This window comes from Lentzea waywayandensis (assembly GCF_900115955.1).
GTDB classification, from domain to species: Bacteria; Actinomycetota; Actinomycetes; order Mycobacteriales; family Pseudonocardiaceae; genus Lentzea; species Lentzea waywayandensis.
Genome location: NZ_FOYL01000007.1, coordinates 376,557 through 395,021, shown reverse-complemented (window position 1 = coordinate 395,021; position 18,465 = coordinate 376,557). Strand labels below are relative to the sequence as shown.

At 67.2% G+C, this 18,465-nt stretch carries 18 protein-coding genes; 7 read left to right on the top strand and 11 right to left on the bottom strand.

Annotation, left to right across the window (positions count from 1 at the left end; genetic code table 11):
* Positions 1-30: 30 nt before the first annotated feature.
* From BM417_RS27405 to BM417_RS27395, 3 genes are read right to left on the bottom strand one after another with little or no spacing between them, the layout of a single operon-like run.
* Positions 31-888: a DUF3883 domain-containing protein gene (locus tag BM417_RS27405; RefSeq protein ID WP_093600379.1), complete on the bottom strand. Its 858-nt coding sequence runs from the start codon at positions 886-888 to the stop codon at positions 31-33.
* Positions 872-2,701, bottom strand: coding sequence for a DEAD/DEAH box helicase (locus BM417_RS27400; RefSeq protein WP_093600376.1), 1,830 nt, complete (start codon positions 2,699-2,701; stop codon positions 872-874). Before BM417_RS27400 ends, BM417_RS27405 begins: the two co-directional genes overlap by 17 nt.
* Positions 2,701-4,110 carry a hypothetical protein gene (locus BM417_RS27395; protein ID WP_093600373.1) on the bottom strand — a complete coding sequence of 470 codons (1,410 nt, stop codon included), beginning with the start codon at positions 4,108-4,110 and terminating at the stop codon, positions 2,701-2,703. The genes BM417_RS27400 and BM417_RS27395 overlap by 1 nt, the downstream gene beginning before the upstream one ends.
* 118 nt (positions 4,111-4,228) lie before the next feature.
* On the opposite strand from BM417_RS27395, the gene BM417_RS27390 reads away from it, so the two are divergent.
* Both BM417_RS27390 and BM417_RS27385 read left to right on the top strand, forming a co-directional pair.
* The gene (locus BM417_RS27390; RefSeq protein WP_218164571.1) at positions 4,229-4,918 is read left to right on the top strand and encodes a hypothetical protein; all 690 of its coding nucleotides are present in this window, start codon (positions 4,229-4,231) and stop codon (positions 4,916-4,918) included.
* Positions 4,919-4,990: 72 nt separating this feature from the next.
* Complete coding sequence (locus BM417_RS27385; protein WP_093600370.1) at positions 4,991-5,938, top strand: NaeI family type II restriction endonuclease; 948 nt, start codon at positions 4,991-4,993, stop codon at positions 5,936-5,938.
* Positions 5,939-5,973: 35 nt separating this feature from the next.
* On the opposite strand, the gene BM417_RS27380 is transcribed toward BM417_RS27385, so the two are convergent.
* The gene (locus tag BM417_RS27380) at positions 5,974-6,471 is read right to left on the bottom strand and encodes a very short patch repair endonuclease (protein WP_093600367.1); all 498 of its coding nucleotides are present in this window, start codon (positions 6,469-6,471) and stop codon (positions 5,974-5,976) included.
* A gap of 104 nt (positions 6,472-6,575) precedes the next feature.
* Between BM417_RS27380 and BM417_RS27375 the strand changes: the two genes are divergently transcribed.
* A complete protein-coding gene (locus BM417_RS27375; protein WP_093600364.1) occupies positions 6,576-7,820 on the top strand; it encodes a DNA cytosine methyltransferase in 1,245 nt (414 codons plus the stop codon).
* An 81-nt stretch (positions 7,821-7,901) separates the two neighbouring features.
* Here BM417_RS27375 and BM417_RS27370 read toward each other — a convergent pair whose 3' ends face one another.
* The 5 genes from BM417_RS27370 to BM417_RS47975 form a co-directional block, all read right to left on the bottom strand.
* On the bottom strand, positions 7,902-9,200 hold the full coding sequence (locus BM417_RS27370) for a HAMP domain-containing sensor histidine kinase (RefSeq protein WP_093600361.1): 1,299 nt from the start codon (positions 9,198-9,200) through the stop codon (positions 7,902-7,904).
* Positions 9,197-9,868: a response regulator transcription factor gene (locus tag BM417_RS27365; RefSeq protein WP_245822193.1), complete on the bottom strand. Its 672-nt coding sequence runs from the start codon at positions 9,866-9,868 to the stop codon at positions 9,197-9,199. The genes BM417_RS27370 and BM417_RS27365 overlap by 4 nt, the downstream gene beginning before the upstream one ends.
* Positions 9,869-9,872: 4 nt before the next feature.
* On the bottom strand, positions 9,873-10,004 hold the full coding sequence (locus tag BM417_RS49915) for a hypothetical protein (RefSeq protein ID WP_281251355.1): 132 nt from the start codon (positions 10,002-10,004) through the stop codon (positions 9,873-9,875).
* On the bottom strand, positions 10,001-10,363 hold the full coding sequence (locus BM417_RS27360) for a hypothetical protein (RefSeq protein ID WP_143138817.1): 363 nt from the start codon (positions 10,361-10,363) through the stop codon (positions 10,001-10,003). Before BM417_RS27360 ends, BM417_RS49915 begins: the two co-directional genes overlap by 4 nt.
* Before the next feature lie 90 nt (positions 10,364-10,453).
* Positions 10,454-11,326 carry a MalT transcriptional regulator family protein gene (locus BM417_RS47975; protein ID WP_177320621.1) on the bottom strand — a complete coding sequence of 291 codons (873 nt, stop codon included), beginning with the start codon at positions 11,324-11,326 and terminating at the stop codon, positions 10,454-10,456.
* A 157-nt stretch (positions 11,327-11,483) separates the two neighbouring features.
* Between BM417_RS47975 and BM417_RS27350 the strand changes: the two genes are divergently transcribed.
* Positions 11,484-11,738: a hypothetical protein gene (locus BM417_RS27350; RefSeq protein WP_093600355.1), complete on the top strand. Its 255-nt coding sequence runs from the start codon at positions 11,484-11,486 to the stop codon at positions 11,736-11,738.
* A gap of 15 nt (positions 11,739-11,753) precedes the next feature.
* Here the strand turns inward: BM417_RS27350 and BM417_RS27345 are convergent, their stop codons facing one another.
* Positions 11,754-12,530 carry an STAS domain-containing protein gene (locus tag BM417_RS27345; protein WP_093600352.1) on the bottom strand — a complete coding sequence of 259 codons (777 nt, stop codon included), beginning with the start codon at positions 12,528-12,530 and terminating at the stop codon, positions 11,754-11,756.
* Positions 12,531-12,767: 237 nt separating this feature from the next.
* Here BM417_RS27345 and BM417_RS27340 point away from each other — a divergent pair, with 237 nt between their 5' ends.
* Positions 12,768-14,948, top strand: a complete 2,181-nt coding sequence (locus BM417_RS27340) for an ATP-binding protein (RefSeq protein ID WP_177320620.1) — start codon at positions 12,768-12,770, stop codon at positions 14,946-14,948.
* On the opposite strand, the gene BM417_RS27335 is transcribed toward BM417_RS27340, so the two are convergent.
* A complete protein-coding gene (locus tag BM417_RS27335) occupies positions 14,945-16,012 on the bottom strand; it encodes an LCP family protein (protein ID WP_093600346.1) in 1,068 nt (355 codons plus the stop codon). The genes BM417_RS27340 and BM417_RS27335 overlap by 4 nt on opposite strands.
* 34 nt (positions 16,013-16,046) lie before the next feature.
* Between BM417_RS27335 and BM417_RS27330 the strand changes: the two genes are divergently transcribed.
* Together BM417_RS27330 and BM417_RS27325 are read left to right on the top strand one after the other, a co-directional pair.
* Positions 16,047-16,466: a DUF6542 domain-containing protein gene (locus tag BM417_RS27330; RefSeq protein WP_093600344.1), complete on the top strand. Its 420-nt coding sequence runs from the start codon at positions 16,047-16,049 to the stop codon at positions 16,464-16,466.
* Positions 16,467-16,548: 82 nt separating this feature from the next.
* Positions 16,549-18,441: a glycosyltransferase gene (locus BM417_RS27325; protein ID WP_245822192.1), complete on the top strand. Its 1,893-nt coding sequence runs from the start codon at positions 16,549-16,551 to the stop codon at positions 18,439-18,441.
* Positions 18,442-18,465 lie beyond the last annotated feature (24 nt).

Below are 18,465 nucleotides of genomic sequence, written 5' to 3'. Positions count from 1 at the left end.
CCGCATCTGCTCCCCTTAGGCCGCAGTAGGTCATCCTGGCCAGCGGATCTCGCCGGTCAGCAAGGCGGAACAGTTGTCTGCCGGTATGCCCGCAAGCGCGGGAATACCGGGTTGCAAGACTTCTGGTGGTGCCTCGAGCCGACACGCCTCCCACCGCCCCGAGATGGTGTGGTCCACCGGGACGTTGGCGGAGATCCAGTCGCTCGGAACGGTGGCGATCGCGGCTGGAACCAGTTCAGAAGTCAGGCGGACAGCTACGAGAAGCCACTGCGCGTCCCGCCGCATCGTCTCAAACTCGTGCCGCGACAGGTGAATGGTGAGACGCCCCCGGCGCAGCGTTGATTTCACTTCGAGGTGCGTGGCAAGCGGGGCCGTGTGGACAGCGATGTCGTAGCCATGTCCGTCCGACACTGCGGCGACGTGGTCTACGCGGGCTGGAACGTACTTGGCCAAGAGCTTGACGAGCGCGAGCTCACCAGCGGCACCAACTTGCTGGCGGCGTTCAAGATCCACCTTCCCCCACATCGCGACGATCTCGCCGTGCGCTTCCTCTGCGGAGAACCCGAGAAGATCGGCGACCCGGAGTGCGTCTGCTGGCAATTCGGACGGTTCCCTGACCAAGATGTCGGCGTCGGCGAACCACGCGGCGGGACTGCTGCTCATCGCCGCGGAGAAGACCCTGAGCTCAACGGAGCGAGAGCGCTCCGGGTCTCTCAGCAACCCGGCTTCCCTCAGCCAGACGTACGCCAGTTCGTACTGCGTCGGGGTGATGTCGCTGTAGTCGGTGTGGGTTGTGAAGAGCGCGCGGCAGCGCGCTGGGGAGGAATGCGGGAGCAACTCCAGCCAGCGAACGGCCGCGCGCAGGATTCGGTCAGACGGAATGGCCACGGAGATGTCCCAGCAACGCCCGGATGTCCCGCTGGTCGAGCCCGCCACCCACCGAGGGCTCCTCGTCGAGATCGGCGAGCTCGTGGACTGCCGGGTCGTCGAGTATCCGGCCCATGAACTCCAGCTTGTCTCCAAGACGCGCAGCGACGATCTCGTCGATGCTGGACTCGGTCACCAGAACCGTGATCCTGGTTTCCGTCTCGGGTGGGAGCCCTAGCCTGTGGATGCGGTCGAGGCTTTGAAGAAAACGACCTGCTGCGAAGTCGCGGTCCACGTACACGGCGTCGTGACAATGGTGGTGCAAGCTGATCCCCTCGCCGAGAGTGGCCGGGTTGGACAGCAGAACCATGCAGTCCGGGTCGTTGCGGAACCGGGTGATCTGGTCTTCGCGGTCTTCTGTGCCACCGTGCACCATCGCGGGATTGAACGTGCTCAGCAGACGTTGAAGCGTGTTGAGGCTCCGGATGAACGTGGACCAGACGAGCGTCTTCCGTCCAGCGGCGGCGTTTTTCGCAACGATCGCCAGAGTCTCCTGGTACTTGGGCGACAACTCGTAGGCAGGCAGATCCTGCATCAGCCTGAACAGCGGGGTATCAGGTGGGACGGCGAGGGGCGGCACCTGATACGCAAGAGGTTCGTGCCGAGTCGTGCCGACTGAGAGCAGCGCGGGACTGGTCGCGGCCATCAGCATGTACACGACAATCTTGCCCAACGCGGCGAAGTCTCCTTCCGCGCCGTTCGCCCGCGCCGAGAACCGGCCACAAAGCGCCTCGTACACCTCCCGATGCAGCGGCGGCATTGGAACCGGGACCATCTTCGTCTCCGGTGGGGTGAGCCCGAGATCTGATTTGGTCGTGCGGGCGAACAACGGCCGCAGCACCTTGCTTGCCTTCGGCAGGTCGCCACCCGCCACCGCTTGAATCACCTTCTGCCTGCCGTGGCCGGGCCAGACGAATCCGAAGAGGTTCTCGAGGTCCTTGACTCCGTTCGGCGCGGGCGTACCGGTCAGGATGAGCCGATGACGTGCTCGGGGCCCGAGCGCGAGACACGCCGAGCCGTAGGTGCCGTCGGCGCCAAGCTTCATCCTGTGGGCCTCGTCCAGCACCAGCATTGACGGCCGGGCGGTGAGCCACTGGCCGAGCTCGTCGACAGCGGGCGCGAGCCGTTCGTAGTTGACGATGAGCGCCTCTGAGGATGGGTCAGCCTCTCGGGAGAACACATCGGTGCGCAAAGGTGTGGCGAAGCAAATCTTGTTCTCCTCCTGCCAAGCCTCGTAGCAGGACTTCGGCCCGACGATGAGGATGCGCTCGATTCGCTTGGTCTGACGCAGAGCTTGGAACACGGCAAGGGCGACACGGGTCTTGCCAGCGCCAGGGACGGAAAAGTTGGCCCCGTGGCGCAGAGACAGCAGCTTTGCGATGTCTCTGCGCTGAAACGCCGTCAGGTCGCCGATCCATTCCGCGCCGGTAAGCACGTCTATGTCGTCAACGGACACCTCCGCCGCGGACGGCGTGTCCGAAGCCAGCCGGGCTTCGACCGTCTGCGCGTCCACTGCGGAGTCCGTCGCCAGAGCGGCGAGTTGCGGATCCCAGGAGACACTCGCCGGCTCAGGCCAGGTGGAGAGCGCGACGAGGTTCGTGAGCAGGTCGTCGATGGCGACGTCCATCGTGCTCGCCGAACGCTGCACGCCGCTGCGCAGACGCAGAGCGAGCCGGCGCAAGTCCGGCTCGTGTCCGTCGCCGGCACGGAGACGCGCCGTTGTCACGTCGTCACCGAACCCGATCACGAGGCTCGGCCCGGCGCTCCCCGTCATCACTGCTCCTTGGACGCTTCGAGCAACCACGCCACACCGTCGCCTGGAGCGGTGAACGTGCGGCCCGCGTGCTTGGCGAGGCTTGCCAGGCTTGCGCGCAGAGTCAGCAACGCGTCGTCGAACGAGTCCTCGTCCAGGGCATGCTTGGCTCTTGCCTCGGCGAACTCGGCGACGCACTGGTTGACGTAGTCCGCGGCGTCGGTGAGGCGCTCTGACACTGCCACCTGCCGCTTCAGCAACCTCGCGTTCTGCCCAGCGAGATCCACCGCCTTGTCGAAGACACCGCGCGCGGATTTCATCAGCTGGTCCGCCCGTGACACCTCACCGGCGGAGACCTTGTCGCCTGCTTGAGCGATGGCTTTCGCTCGAAGCAGCGTGTTGGTCAGCTCACGCGTGGTCTTCGTCTGGCTCGTGGCATCGGGGACGGTGATGCCCGGCAGTCCCGGGATGCTCACGCTGGCGGGTTCCTGAACCACCGGCTTGAGGTCATCGGGAAGCCGTGCGTCCAGGTACCGGTTGTGGAAGTCGGCTTCAGCCAGGCGCAGGGTGGTCTTCGGGTAGTTGAGCACGACCATCGCCAGGCGGGATTCTTTGAGCTGCGATGCCGCGTCCGGGTCCGTCGCAGCCAGCTTCTCGTAGTCGCGGTGAAGCTCGCGGAGCTTTTCCTGGTGATCTTCGAAGTCGACCAGCCTCAGCGCCACGCCGCCGTCCGTCGCGCTCCTCTCGATCGCGTCGCTGATGAGCTCGTAGACCCACCTGTCTTTGCGAAGCGTCGTGATCTTGATGTTGAACTCGCGAGCGACGTCGTCCTCACGCCTGCCTTCTGTGAGCTGCTCTTCGATCGCCATCAGCCTGTTGATGTACGAGTACTCGCGACGCTTGTCGCGGCGCAGCTGCAGGGCGAGTTCCACCCGGTTGACGTCGTTGCGGGAGGTGTCCGCAGGCAGGACACCGACCCTGATGTCCTTGACGCCGAGCTCCAGCAACGCAGCCCGGCGTGTGTTGCCGTCGACCAGGATGCCTTCCTGGGTGATGATCCCTGGCTCTTTTTGCTGGAAGTCGTCCAGCTCGTCCATCAGCGCGGTGTAGTCGGGATCGAGCTGAGACGGGTTGGACGGCCTGCGCGTGAGCAGGTGGCGGAGGTAGTCCTGACTTTCGTCGCTCCAGGGGTTCTCGTCGAGCGCCTTGTCCTTCGCAGGGTCGAGCGTGCGCTGGGCCCTGATCCGGTGAGTGTCCGGGTTGAAGTACAGCAACTCCACCGGCATGGAGATGACGTCGAGGTGCTTCTGCTCCCCACGCCAATCCACGGTGATCTTGGCGCCCTTCTCCCGGAGCGCCTGCTCAAGCCGCTCCTCCACGATGGAACGGATGTGGTCGCCTTGCGGTGGAACGCCGAACTTGCGGGACATGCAGTGGCCTCCAGCTGGACTGTCCGATCTTGCTCTGCCCGGATCATCGCAGGAACCACTGACAATGTTGCGCTTGTTGATCCACAATCGGTGAATCGACATTGAGAACGGAGTGGAGTTGGCGATCCCTGAGTGGAACGATCCGGCGCTGGAAGCAGGCGTCATGGTCAAGGGTGCTTTGTGGCTGTTGCAGCAGGTCGGTGAGGGAAACCGGTTCACCAAGGCGCAGCTCCGGGAAGTTTTTCCCGGCGTGTCTCAGGCTGACCGTCGCATTCGTGACCTGCGCGCTTTCGGCTGGGTGATCCTCACGAACACCGAGGACGCCACTCTCACCGCACAAGACCAGCGGTTCGTGAAGGCCGGGGTCCCGGTGTGGGATCCAGTTGCACGCCGGGCGGCCGCGCCGCAGAAGGCTGTTTCCGCCAAAGAAAAGAAGGCGGTCATGGCGCGCGACAGCTACATGTGCACGAGCTGCGGTATTTCTGGTGGCGAGGAATACTTGGACGACTCGAACCAGGCCGCTGTGCTCTCGGTGACGAGGCTGGAGGTGATCCTGCCTGATGGTGAGCAGGAGATCCTGCTGACGACTGAGTGCAAGCGGTGCCGGGCCGGCTTTGATGGCGCACCGGTCGAGGTTGATGACGTTCTTGCGGCGATCAAGGGGCTCGACCAAGCCGATCGTGCGCGGTTGCTGCGCTGGATGAATCGCGGCAGGCGTGGTTCGACGGCGCTGGAACGCGCGTGGAACGCCTACCGGCGCCTGCCGGAGGAGGCCAAGAGTGTTGTGAGGGCCGATTTGCTCAACTGATCCCGTGGACGAGCAGCCGAGTGGTAGTTGTGTTCACTCAAGATCGTGACCCGAGGCGTTGGGGACTAGACCGTGATCGACACTCCTGTTGGTTCAGATGCCGAACTTGAGCTCGTGAGGTCGGAGCTGTACAAGCTCGATCCGGATGGGCAGAGGTTCGCCGGCGTCCTCCGGGCGACCTACGACCAGTTGTACGACGGCCAGAGGACCGGCCGATGGAACTACGATCAGTTGCACAAGACCGAGAAGACTCACATGGGCACGTTGGTGGAAATCAACCTGCATCGTGAGTTCGGCTTCGATGATGGTGACCAGACCGACTACCGGATCGCCGGCGTCCAGGTCGATTGCAAGTTCTCGAAGGCCTGGGGAGAGTGGATGCTCCCGCCTGAGGCATGGAATCACGTTTGCCTGGTCGTGTGGGCCAGCGATGCGGAAAGCGCGTGGTCGGCGGGACTCGTCAGGGTTGACGGGAATCAGCTCTCAGCTGCGAACAGGGACAACAAGAGGAAGCTGAATCCAGCGGGCAAGGCGGCCGTGGTCCCGTTGTGGCAGGCGCGCGGTGTGCTGAGGGAGAATCTGTTGCTGCACTTGGACGACGCATCTCGCGGTCGCATTTTCAACGCGACCGCGAAGAGAGGGAGTCAGCACGGGCAGGCGCGAGTCAACCAGTTGTTCCGGGAGTTGCAGGGAGTGCTGGTCGGCCGCACTGTGATTGCCACAGTTGCACAACAGGACGACTTCATGAAGCGCGTGCGAGGCTACGGGGGCGCTAGGACTTATCTGCGTCCTGAAGGGATTCTGGTGCTGGGGCACCAGGACAACGACCCAGCAGTGGCGCGCGATCTCGGGCTCCCGGTACCTCACAAGGGCGAGGTGGTCGCGGCACGAGTGGTGCCAGCACCTGAAGGTGACTCAAGGCCATCCGCGGAGATCGAAGGACGGCGCTGGGTGATCGCGACCGCCGCGGATGGTGTGTGCGAGGCGCCGGTCGTCCCGCGAAAGCAGAGCGACCGCTAGAACTCGCGTGTCTGCGGCTGGTTACGCGAAAAGTGTCAGACCTCGGAGGTAGGGTCGAACTTATGTTCGGTCTGCTCCAGGGTGGCCACGACAGTGCCGACAGCATCCGGCACCTGCTCGTGTTCCCAGAAACGCAAGACACGCCAGCCTGCGGCGTTCAGCGCCGTGTTCACGGACTCGTCGCGTTCCATGTTCCGGCGGAGTTTGGGAGTCCAGTACCACTCGTTGGTGGTGGGCTGCCGGCCGTGCTCGGGACAGACGTGCCAGAAGCAGCCGTCAACGAAGATCGCGACTTTGCGTGCGGTGAAGACGATGTCAGGTTTCACTCGCATCCCGCCGTCGAGCCGGAGCAGGTGGTCCTTGCGGTAGCGGTAGCCGAGCCTGAACAGGGCGCTGCGCAGTGCGACCTCGGGCTTCGTCCCGGAACGCCGGTTCGCGCTCATGTTGCGGGAGCGGCCTTCGTTGAGGGGCGCTGGATAGAGCCCGGCCTCATGGGCGCGCTGCCGGGCTTCCGCCCTGCTCTTATCAGACATCTGAGGCCACCCGTGGCCGTAGCCGCTGCGGAACGCTGAACACCGATGGACGATACTGCACCACGTCAATCGCCTGATCTTGCTCGCGCTGGGGAGGAGTTCCTGTGCAGAACCTCGAAGTCGTAGAGATCTGCGCCGGCGCCGGAGGCCAGGCGCTGGGTCTTGAGAAAGCGGGCTTCAAGCATCGGCTCGCCGTTGAGCTCGATGTGAACGCCTCGGCCACGCTGCGGCGGAATCTTCCGCACGCCGAGGTGGCCACCGGTGACGTCGCGGACCTCAACGTGTGGAACCCGATGGAACACCTCGGAGTTCCGCTGCTCGCTGGTGGCGTGCCGTGCCCGCCGTTCAGCATCGCGGGCAAGCAGCTCGGCGCGAACGACGAGCGCGACCTCTTCGCGTGGGCGGTCGAGCTGTGCGAGGTGGTCAGGCCGCAAGCGTTGATGCTGGAGAACGTCAGAGGTTTGAGCATGCCCCGGTTCGCTGGCTACCGGCAGCACGTGCTCGATCGCCTTGGCCAGATGGGTTACGTCGCCGAATGGCGGTTGCTGCACGCCTCCGAATTCGGGGTGCCGCAGCTCAGGCCGAGATTCGTGCTCGTCGCTCTGCAGGACCAGTACGCCCCTTACTTCGCTTGGCCGAAGGCTCAGAGTTCGACGCCGGCAGTCGGGGCGGTGCTGAAAGACCTGATGGCATCGCGAGGCTGGGAAGGTGCGGACGACTGGGCGCGTCTCGCGAACGGCATCGGCCCGACCATCGTCGGCGGTTCGAAGAAGCACGGCGGGGCAGATCTCGGGCCGACCAGGGCAAAGCGCGCGTGGGCCGAGCTCGGCGTCGACGCGATGGGCGTCGCCGATGAACCACCGGCACCTGGTGATGTGTTCAAGGTGGGGCCCAAGCTCACGTGCGAGATGGTGGCCCGCATTCAGGGCTGGCAGGACAGCGACAAGTGGATCTTCGAAGGTCGTAAGACCTCTCGGTACCGTCAAATTGGCAATGCGTTCCCGCCTCCGGTCGCGCAGGCGATCGGCACTTCCATTCGCCGGGCGCTGAAGAAGACGGGCAAGCGGCACGAACGGGACGTCAACGCTGATCAGGATCCGATCTACCGCGTGCTGCGTGACAGCGGTGAGTTCATGACCCAGCGGCAGCTTGAGAAGGCCGTCGGCAGGTCTTTGGAGTCCTACGAGCTGGAGCGTGCGATCAGCGCTCTCAGCAGGGACTTCGCAGTTGAGGTCCGCAACGGCTCCAGTGCGACGGCGTACCGGCTGGGAACGTTCAAGGGGTTTGTGGGACAGGACGATCACCTGCGGCACGAGTTGTTCTTGAAACACCGCGCGAAGATCAGCTAGCCGAGCTTCCGTCTTCGCGGAGAGTGGCATGAACGTGGCCGGCTACGACTTAGTCGCAGTCGGCCACCATCGCCAAGAGAGTCACTCTGCTGACAGCAGCGTCACGGTGAACGCCGCCCCTCCCTCCGCAGCGGGCCCAGCCGTGATCGTCCCACCCATCCGCGTCACCAGCCCGTGCACCAACGCGAGCCCCACACCGGTCCCAACGGGCCGAGAGTCCTGGTACCGCGCGTGCAGCACCCCGCGGTCGAACGCCACGGGGTAGTCCTCGGCGGCCAGCCCGGGGCCGCCGTCCCGCACCTCCAGCACGGACGACAACGCGAGCACGACGGGACGGCCGGCAGGGGTGACGCGCAGGGCGTTCTCCATCAGGCCGTCGATGACCTGGCGCAGGCGCCGTGCGTCGGCCTGCACCACCGGTGAGGACGTCACCTCAAGCGAGAAGTTCACGCCGCGAGCGTGGCAGCGGGCGTGCCACACCTCGGCTGCCGTGCGTACGACGGGTTCCAGGGACACGGTTGCCATGTCCAGGCGGAAGTCGTCGGCGCCCAGGCGGGCCAGGTCGAGCAGGTCGGTGACCAGGCGGTCGAGGCGGCGGGACTCTTCCAGGATCACGGTGCCCACGGGGGCGACCTGTGCGCCGGAGACGACGCCGTCCGCCAGGGATTCCGCGAAGCCCGTCACGGCGGTGAGAGGGGTGCGGAGTTCGTGGGAGACGGAGAGCAGGAAGTCGCGTTGGCGGGATTCGCTGCGTTGCAACGCATCCGCGAGGGTGTTCACCGCCGTGCTCACCTCGGCCAGTTCGTGGGTGCCGGCCACCGGGACTCGGAGGTCTCGGCGGCCCGTGCTCATCGCGTGGGCCACGGAGGCGACTCGGCGTAGCGGGCGGGCCAGGAACGTGCCCAGGGCGAGGCCCGCCAGGCAGGCGACGGCCAGGCCTATGCCCAGGGCGCCGAGGATGTTGCGGACCAGTTTGCGGTAGGTGCCGGTGGTCTCGGTCTCCTGGACCAGGGCGAAGCCGCCCGCCCCCGACGGACGGGCTTCCACGTTCAGACGGCCGCTCACCCCGGACACAGGAGAACCTGACAGCACCGCGCGGTAGTCGACGGCACGGACCGCGCGGACTGCCGCGCGGTCGGCGCCGGTGACGTCGCCGGAGGCGGTGATCCGGACGATCGCGATGTCCTGGCCCTCCAGGATCTGTTCCACGCGGTTGTTCGAGATCTGGCCCGCCACGACGTCGGCCTGGGAGCGCAGGAACTCGCGGCTCACCTGTTGCGAGGTCGAGAGCACCAGGCGGAGCGACACGAAGCCGGCGACGGTCACGGCGACGAACGCGACGCCCAGGCACAGCAACGCGATCCGGCCGGCGAGGTTCACGACGCGTCCGCCGAGTAGCCGACGCCGCGCACTGTCCGAATTGGACTCAGAGCGCCGAACTTGGCACGTAGCTGGGCTATGTGGACGTCGACGGTTCGTGTGCCGGCTACGGAGGAGTAGCCCCACACGGCGGAGAGCAGCTGCTCGCGCGAGAACACCTGACGTGGGTTCTTCATCAGGTACGAAAGCAGCCCGAACTCCGTCGAGGTCAACGACACCTCGTCAGCACCGGCGAACGCTCGCCGTTCGCCCACATCGAGCCGTACGGAACCCACCTGCAGAACGTCCGACACGGGACCGGACGAGCGGCGCAGGACCGTGCGCACGCGCAGTGCCAGTTCGCGTGGGCTGAACGGCTTGGTGATGTAGTCGTCGGCGCCCAGTTCCAACCCGAGCAAGCGGTCCACCTCGTCGTCGCGGGCCGTCACGAACAGCACCGGCGTCCAGTCACCGGCGGCCCGCATGGCCCGGCAGACCTCGATGCCGTTGAGCACGGGCAGGCCGACGTCCAGGACGACCGCCACGGGTGACAGCGACCGGACCGCGGCCAGTGCCGCGTCCCCCGAGGACTCCAGGTGCACGCCGAAGCCGTCGCGCCTGAGGTACAACGCGACGAGTTCGGCGATCGCCGGCTCGTCCTCCACGACGAGCACCAGGCCACGATCCACGCGTTCACCCCGGCTGGTTGATGTCCGACTCGATGCTGTTCAGCGTTGATTCCACATCATCGAGGTCCGACACCGGTGCCTCACCCCGGCACGCCGTCAGCGTCAGCAGCAGAACGGCGGCGGCGACCCACCTCACTTGGACCCGCAGTGCTCGGACTTGAACTTGGCGACGCGCTCGCCGGCCTTCGCCAGCTTCACGAGCTGCGCGTCCCGCAGCTTCAGCCGCGCGTCGAGGACGTCCGCGCGGGCCGTGTTGCCGGCCTTGCGGGCGTCGGCGGCCTTCTGCTCGATCCACTTCTTCGAGCCCAGGGTCTCCGGACTGCCGTTGATCTTGTCGGTCAGCGCCTTGACCTTGGCCTCGACGCGAGGCACGCGGTTCGAGCAGATCTGCTGCACCTTCTCGGGGCTGATCGTGATCGGTTCCTGCGCCGACGCGGTACCCGCGCCCAGCAGCAGCATCCCCAGCACGAGCCCACTGATTCGCGAAATGTTCATGGCAGAACGATGACTGCTCACGATCAGAGCACGGTCCGCCCAATGTTCGGGTTCTGCAAAGATCAACCTGGCGACGTCGGCGCGGCGCCGTCACCGCAGGGAGACTCCGCGCGTGGCCGCCGTCTGCACCATCGGCCGCAACCGGTCCCACACCCGCTCCGACCGCAGCTCCTCCGCCGCGTTCACCGCCCGCGTCCCCACGGCCCGCCCCTCGTCGAGGTCGCCCTCGAGGAAGTGGCACGAGGCCAGCGTGATCAGGCAGAACGTCCTGCTGCGCGCCATCGCCGGCCCGAACCCCTCGATCGCCGACGTCAACGCCGGAATCGCCAGCCGGGTGTCGCCGAGCTCGGCGTGGATCGTGCCGGTCATCGCGCTCAGGTCCGTCTCGTCGTGGAACCGCGCCCAGTCCGGCGTGTGCGTCAGGTCCGCGGCCGCGAACGAGTCCTTTGCCTTGCCCAGCGCGCGCAACGCCTCGGCGGAACGGGTTTGGCGCGCGTATGCCCACGCTTCGTTCAAATACATGATGCTCGACGCCAACGGCGCGAAGGCGCCCCTCTGGAAGTAAGCCAGCGCATCGCCCGGTGCGCCGTGATGCAGATGTACGCGTCCACGCCGGTAAACGATGTTGGTCGTCAGGTCTTCGTCGTGACGCGCCAAATCCAGCGCACGGTCGAAATGGTGGTACGCCGCTCCGACCTGGCCGCAGTCGAACGACGTCCACCCTGCCAGGTTGTGCAGGTCCGCGACGGCGGACAACAGGCGCGCCCGCACGGTGTCCGAGGCTTCGGCGGCCAGAAGCTGTTGCGCCCAATAGATCCGCACGACGACGGCGTCCCGGCAGGCCCCTCCGCCGTACTGGTAGTCGACCGAACGCAGCGAACGGGTCTGCGACTCCAGCTGTTCGACATCGCTCGTGCCGATGCGGCTGGAGTGTGGGGGAGGGAAGTACGCAGGATCCGCCATGGAGTACACCTCTGCGCCGCCGTTGAAATCCGAGCGTAGGGCGCACGACACCTGCTGAGAAGGGGGCCCGCGCCGAATGGAATCCGGCGGAAGAAGTGATTGAGCAGGTATAAATCCGGGTATACCTGCTCTGGTTGGCGAGAGCATTCTGTGCATCATGAGGCGACGCGCGCATCTGCGGCTCGTGACCTCCTCCGAGGTGGGGGACACGACGCTGACGGCGGTTCTGAACGCCGAAGACCTGGCTGAGGAGCTCGGCCTCGACCCCCTGGCCCGAGTGACGTGTGGCCGGCATCGTTGCTGGTTGCACCAATGCGTGACCTCACCGCCAGACACGGTGGCGAATCGTCAGTTCGTCAGGGCCTACCGGACGAGCATCGCCGCGATGAACGCCGACAGGTGCACGCGCTAGAACGACCCGGAAGAACTAAACCTGGTGGGTGAAGACGGCGGCCTCCGGGAGATGGCTCGGAGGCCGCTGGCTGTCCTCCGGCACGTCGAGCAACGCCCAGATGACGTGCCGGCCGCCACCGGCAGGCGTTTCGCCCATGGTGAAGTTGCAGACGGCGATGGACGCGACGTTGTGCCGCATGACGTGCCACTGCTTGAGGTCGAAGCGTGCGGTCGTGCGCACGGCAACGGACATCTTGTCGCCGCGCATGCGCAGCAGCAGCGTGAGAGGGCTGTCGTCCTCGATGTGCGACACGAGCTCCATGGCCACCTGCGGCGCCACGTCGAGCAACGACTGGACGCCCCACCGTTCGCAGGCGCGTTCGGTGATCCGCTCGGCCACGTGCGGCAGGCAGCGGCACGTCGGCAGTTGCGCGTCCACCCGGTCCTCGTGCTTGAGCCGCACCACCGTCGCCAGCGCGTCCGCCGTCGTCAGGTGCATCGGGATGTGCCGGGGGAGACCGCGTGACTCCAGTGTCGACCGCAGCCGGTGATCGCTCACGACGAGGCTCAGCGAGATGCCCGGCCACCGCGCCGCGGACAGCCACACGACGTCGAACAGCACGAGCAGCGCGGGCGACTCGGCGACGAGATCGTCCAGTTCCACCACCACGCCGACGAGTTCCTTGGTCGCGCAGTCGAGCAGCACGTCCTGCGCGCGCATGTACGTCGTCCAGTCGAGTTGCCCGCTGAGCCGGACGACGAGCACGCCGTTCTGCTCCCGGACGTCCACCCCGAGGCTGTCACCGGCCACGATCCCGTCCCTCCCACAGGCACGTCCCAAGCCTTCAAGACTGGTGGGGGTCACCGCATGGGCCCTAGGGGGTAACTACCCGTGTTTCGCCGTTGGTACCTCCGGGGGACCGCGTTGCAGCGGGAGATCGCACCGACCTAGGGTGCCGCTGTGGGCGGTTCGCTTTCCCCAGGTCGCAGAGGCAATTTGCCTGCTGACACAACTACTTTCGTCGGCCGCAAGCGCGATGTCGCCGAGGTGAGAAGGCTGCTGTCCGAGTCGCGCCTCGTCACCCTTACGGGTGTCGGTGGTGTCGGCAAGACGCGGCTGGCGCTGCGCGCTGCCGCCGAGACGAGCAGGGCGTTCCGCGACGGGGTGTGGTTCGTCGAACTGGGCGGCGTCACCGACCCGGAACTGGTCGTGCACACGGTTCTGGAACAACTGGGCGTGCACAACGACACGGTCCGCATGCACCGCACCGTTCTGATGGAACACCTGCACGGCCGGCAGATGCTGATGATCCTGGACAACTGCGAGCACGTCGTCGGGGCGACCGCCGACCTCGTGGACGCGTTGCTGCGCGGGGTCTCGAGTCTGCGCGTGCTCGTCACCAGCAGGGAACGTCTCGGCGTCGACGGCGAACACCTCTGGCAGGTCGCGCCGCTGCCCCAGGACCCGGCGCTGGCGCTTTTCGCCGAACGGGCCGCGGCCGTCGAACCCGGATTCGTCCTCACCGCGCGCAACCACGCCCAGGTCAGCCAGATCTGCACCCTGCTCGGTGGAATCCCGTTGGCCATCGAACTGGCCGCGGTGCGCCTGCGCGTGCTCAGCCTCGACCACCTGTCGTCCAGATTGGACAACACGTTCCGGGTGCTCGTGGAGGGCAAGCGCGGCGGCGATCCGCGCCACCAGACGCTGCACGCCGCCGTCGACTGGAGCTTCCACCTGTGCACGCGGCCCGAGCAGATCCTGTGGGCGCGGGCGTCGGTGTTCTCCGGCACGTTCGACCTGGAGGCGGCCGAACGGGTCTGCTCCGGTGACGGCGTCGCGCCCGAGCAGGTCATGCACTCGCTGATGGGCCTGGTCGACAAGTCGGTCCTGGTGTCGGAGCAGCAGCCGTCCGGAACCCGGTTCCGGCTGCTGGAGCCGTTGCGCCAGTACGGCCTGGAGAAGCTGCGCGACGCCGGCCGCGAGCAGGTGATGCGGGAACGGCACCGCGACCACTTCATCGAGTGGGCCGAGCGGCGCGAGAAGGAGTGGTTCGGGCCCGGCCAGCCGCAGATCTTCTCGCTGACCCGCCTGGAACACGCGAATCTGCGGTCCGCCCTGGACTTCTGCTTCGACCACGACACCGACCACTGCGTTCATCTGGCCAGCACGCTGTGGTTCTACTGGGCGGGCTGCGGCATGCTCGGCGAGGGCCGCCACTGGCTCGACCGCGCCGTGGCGAGCGCGAAACCGGGCCCCTTGCGGGCCAAGGCGTTGTGGGTCAACGGTTATGTGTCGACGCTGCAGGGAGATCTGCCCGCGTCGACGCGGATGCTGGACGAATGCCGCGAGTACGCGGTCGCGTCCGGTGACGGGCCCGCGCTCGCCTACGCGACCCACCGCCTCGGCTGCACGCACCTGATCGGCGACGACCTGCACCTCGCGGACAGCCTGTTCGAGGAGGCCATGCGCCTCTACCAGGGCCAGGGCACGGTCAACAGCCACACCATGCTCGCCGGCATCGAGCTCGCGATCTCCGCGACGTTCCAGCACGACTTCGCCGCCGCGGAACGGCTCTGCGTCGAGGCCAGGGCCGTCGGCGAGGAACACGGCGAACTGTGGGCGCAGGCGTACGCGGTCTACGGGCTGGCCCTGTGCGCGTGGGTCAGCGGTGACCTCGTGCGCGCCGATCGGCTCGGCCGGGAGTGCCTGCGGATGAAGCGCTCGTTCCACGACCTGCTGGGCATCGTGCTCGCGATAGAGGTGCTGGCCTGGATCTCCGCCTCGCAGGGCGACGCGGTGCGCGCGGCCACGCTGCTGGGCGCCACCAACGAGATCTGGCAGTCGGTGGGCTATCCCATGTTCGGGTCGCGCTACTTCGGCGCCCCGCACGGCGAGTGCGAGTCGGCGACGGTCTCCGCGCTCGGCGAGCACGAGTTCCGGGAGATGTTCCGCAAGGGCATGGACCTCCAGCTGGAGGACGCCATCGCGTTCGCCATCGGTGAGGAGCAGGCCGAGGAACCGGCCCCGGTCGTTGCCCTCACCCCGCTGACCCGCCGCGAGCAGCAGGTCGCCGACCTCATCGCCGACGGCAAGTCGAACAAGGAGATCGCGGCCAGGCTGGTGATCGCGCGCCGGACCGCGGAGGGACACGTCGAGCGGATCCTGCAGAAGCTCGGGTTCACCTCACGCGCGCAGATCGCCACCTGGGTCACCGAAAGACGCGCCTAGTCGACGCACGGAATGCCTCCGTTCGGCGGCGGGGGCGGTGGGGCGGTGGCCAGTTCGGTCACCTTCGCCCGCACCTTGGCCTGGTCCACCTTGTTCACGTCGAGCCCGCCCAGGTGCGCGCCGCCCTCGATCGGCAGCGTGTCGAACCGCACCTCCGCGGGAACGTCGCGGGCGAACTCGATCAGGTCGAACCGCGCGTCCAGCACGACGTCCTGCTTCGCCATGTCGATCATCGCCTGCACCGCGGTGACGTCCGCTCCTGTGAGCCTCTTCGTCACGGCCGACAGGAACGCCTGTTGCCGTCGCGTGCGGTCCAGGTCGCCGTTCGGCAGGCCGTGCCGCTGCCGCACGAACGACAGCGCCTGGCCCGCGTCGAGGTGCTGCGGCCCGGCCGGGAAGTCCGCGCCGGACAACGGGTCCTTCGTCGCGTTGCGCAGGCACACGTCCACGCCGCCGAGCCCCTCGGCGATGTGGAAGAACCCGATCAGCGAGATCTCCACGAGGTGGTCGATCGGCTGGTTCAGGAACGCCGACACCGTCCGCACCTGGGCCCTGCGTCCCGCCTCACGCCCGGCGCGTTCCAGCTCCCGCTTGTCGTGCGTCCCGGCCTCGCGCAGGCGGTCCTCCTCGACGATCTTGGCCCGGCCGTAGGCCTCCTTGATCTTGCCCTCGCCGCCCGAGGTCAGCGGCACGAGGTTGTCGCGCGGCACGGACATAGCCACCGCGGGCCCGGAAGCGGGGATGTGCAACAGGATCAGCGTGTTCGCGTTGTACCCGCCGCGGTCGCTCTCGCCCGCCTGCATGCGCCGCAGCACGTCGTCGGGCAGCGGTTCGCCGTGCAGGTCCAGCCTCGTGGTCAGGCCCATGATGAGGATGTTGCGGCCGGACTCCGACCGGGGCGCGTCGTCCGGGATCGCGTAGGACCGCTCGACGCCGGTCGAGATGGTGGACACAGTGGACCAGGCGAACGCCGACGCGGCGAGCAGGACCGCGCTCAGGGCCAGCCACGCGGTGCGCGTCACGACGAGAAAGACCGTGCGGTGATAGCCGCCACCTGATTGCATGAACAGGACACCCCCTGAACTATTCTAGGTGGTCATGGGGGTTCAACTGCCCAGTCTCGCCGCGCTCGCGATGCTGGCGTTGTTCACGCAGACGGGGGTCTGGGTGGACGGGGGCGACATCGGCTGGGCCTTCGGCGTGTGGCTGGTGGGCGGCACGGTCGTGGCCTCGGCACTGGTTCGTCGCATCGGGTTGTGGACGGTGGCACCGGCGCCACCTCTCGTTTTCGTCGTCGTCGCGGTGGGCAACGCGGCCTGGGAACGGCAGTCGAAGAGGCTGGCTCCGTGGGGGAGCAGCAAGGAGTTCGCGGCGGACGCGGTCCCGTGGCTGGTGAACGGGTTTCCGTGGATGGCGGCGGCGGTCGGCGCGGCACTGGTGGTCGTGGTCGTCCGCGTTTTCATTGGGGGCAGAAGGAAATGCAGGTCTTCGTCGATCCAAGAGGCGGTAGACGCGTAGCGGCGAGGCTGGTCAGCTGGACCGTCGCGAGTGGACTGATCGTGTTCGCCGCCGTGGTGGGCGGCACGCTGCTGGGAGCGTGGTGAAGCGCACGCCACGGTTGCACTGGATCTCCATCCTGCTCGGTCTGCTCGTGCTGATGAGCGTGGTGTCGTTCCACGCCTACGCCGCGATCAAGCCCGAACCCGTGCGGCACGCCGGGGCGCACCGGGAGCTGCCGGACGGCACGCTCGCGCTGGCGTTCCACGGCGGCCCCGACCCGAAGTGGACCCCGCGCACCCTGGAGAGGCTGAACGCCGCCGGCGTCAAGGCGACCTTCTACGTCACCGGTGCCCAGGTCACCCGCCATCCCGACGTGGCACGCCGGATCGTCGCCGAGGGGCATCGGATCGGCATCGACGGGTTCCGCGCCGAGGGTGATCTCACCGGCCCGTTGAACCTCGCCTTCGCGCAGGCCGCGCTCGCCGACGCGCTGGGTGTCCACACGCGACTGATCGGCGCTCCTGCCGAGGTCGACAGCGGCGACCGCGAGTACCAGGACATCGGCACGCTGGTCCGGATGTCGTTGCGGGAGAAGGGCGGCGTCGTCCGGCTGCACGACGACGGCAGCATCGGCGGCGACATCGCCCGTGAGCTCGCGAAGCAGCCCGGCTACCGGTTCGTGCTGGTCGGCGACGAGCAGCCGGTCGCAGCCTCCGCCCGCGAACGGTTCACCGGAGCGGTCACCACGTGGTCGCAGCGCAACGGCGGCATCGTGCTCGTGCTGTTCGGCACGGCCATCGCGATCGCCGCCCTGCTCGGCCTGCTGCGCACCCTCATGCAGCTCGGCCTCGCGCACACCGACCGCCGGCTGCGGCGTGAGGGCGAGCAGGAGCCGCCGCCGTGGCACGCGCCGCCGGTCTCCGTGGTCGTCCCGGCGTTCAACGAGGCGCTGAACATCGTCGCCACCATCAGGTCCATCGCCGGGAACAACCACCTCGCGGATGTCGAGGTGATCGTCGTGGACGACGGCTCGACGGACGGCACCGCGGACATCGCCGAGGAAGTGGACCTGCCCGGCGTCACCGTGATCCGGCAGACCAACCAGGGCAAGCCGGCCGCGTTGAACGCGGGCATCCGCGAGGCGACGCACGACGTGCTGGTGCTGGTGGACGGCGACACGATCTTCGAGCCGGACACGATCGGCCAGCTCGTGCAGCCGTTCGCGGACAACGGTGTCGGCGCGGTCTCCGGCAACGCGAAGGTCGGCAACCGGCAGGGCCTGCTCGGGCGCTGGCAGCACCTGGAGTACTGCGCGGGGTCCAACCTGGACCGGCAGATCCTGCACGCGCTGCGCTGCATCCCGACGGTGCCGGGCGCGGTCGGGGCGTTCCGCAGGGCCGCGCTCGTCGACGTGAGCGGCGTCAGCGACGACACGCTGGCCGAGGACACGGACCTCACGATGGCCGTCACGCGCGCGGGCTGGCGGGTCGCCTACCGGCCGGAGGCCAAGGCGTGGACGGAGGCGCCGGCCACCGTCCACGGCCTGTTCAAACAGCGTTATCGCTGGTCGTACGGCACTTTTCAGGCGATGTGGAAGCACCGCGGCGCGTTGGTGGAGAACGGGCCGATGGGCCGGTTCGGCATCCTCTACCTGCTGGCGTTCCACCTGCTGCTGCCGCTGCTCGCACCGGTGATGGACCTCTTCGTGCTGTACGGGTTCCTCGTCGCGGACGCACCGCTCGCGTTGATCGTGTGGACGGTGTTCCTGCTGATCCAGACGGCGAGCGCGGGCTACGCGCTGCGGCTCGACGGCGAGTCGCTCAAGCCGTTGTGGGCCTATCCCCTGCAACAGGTCGTGTACCGGCAGCTGATGTACGTCGTGGTGATCCAGTCGTTGATCACGGCGGTGCACGGCACGCAGATGCGGTGGATGTCGGTGCGGCGGACGGGTCGGCTCACGGACGCGCCCGGCGGTAGTGTGCACGTCACCTGAGCAATGCTGAACGCGAGTTCGCGT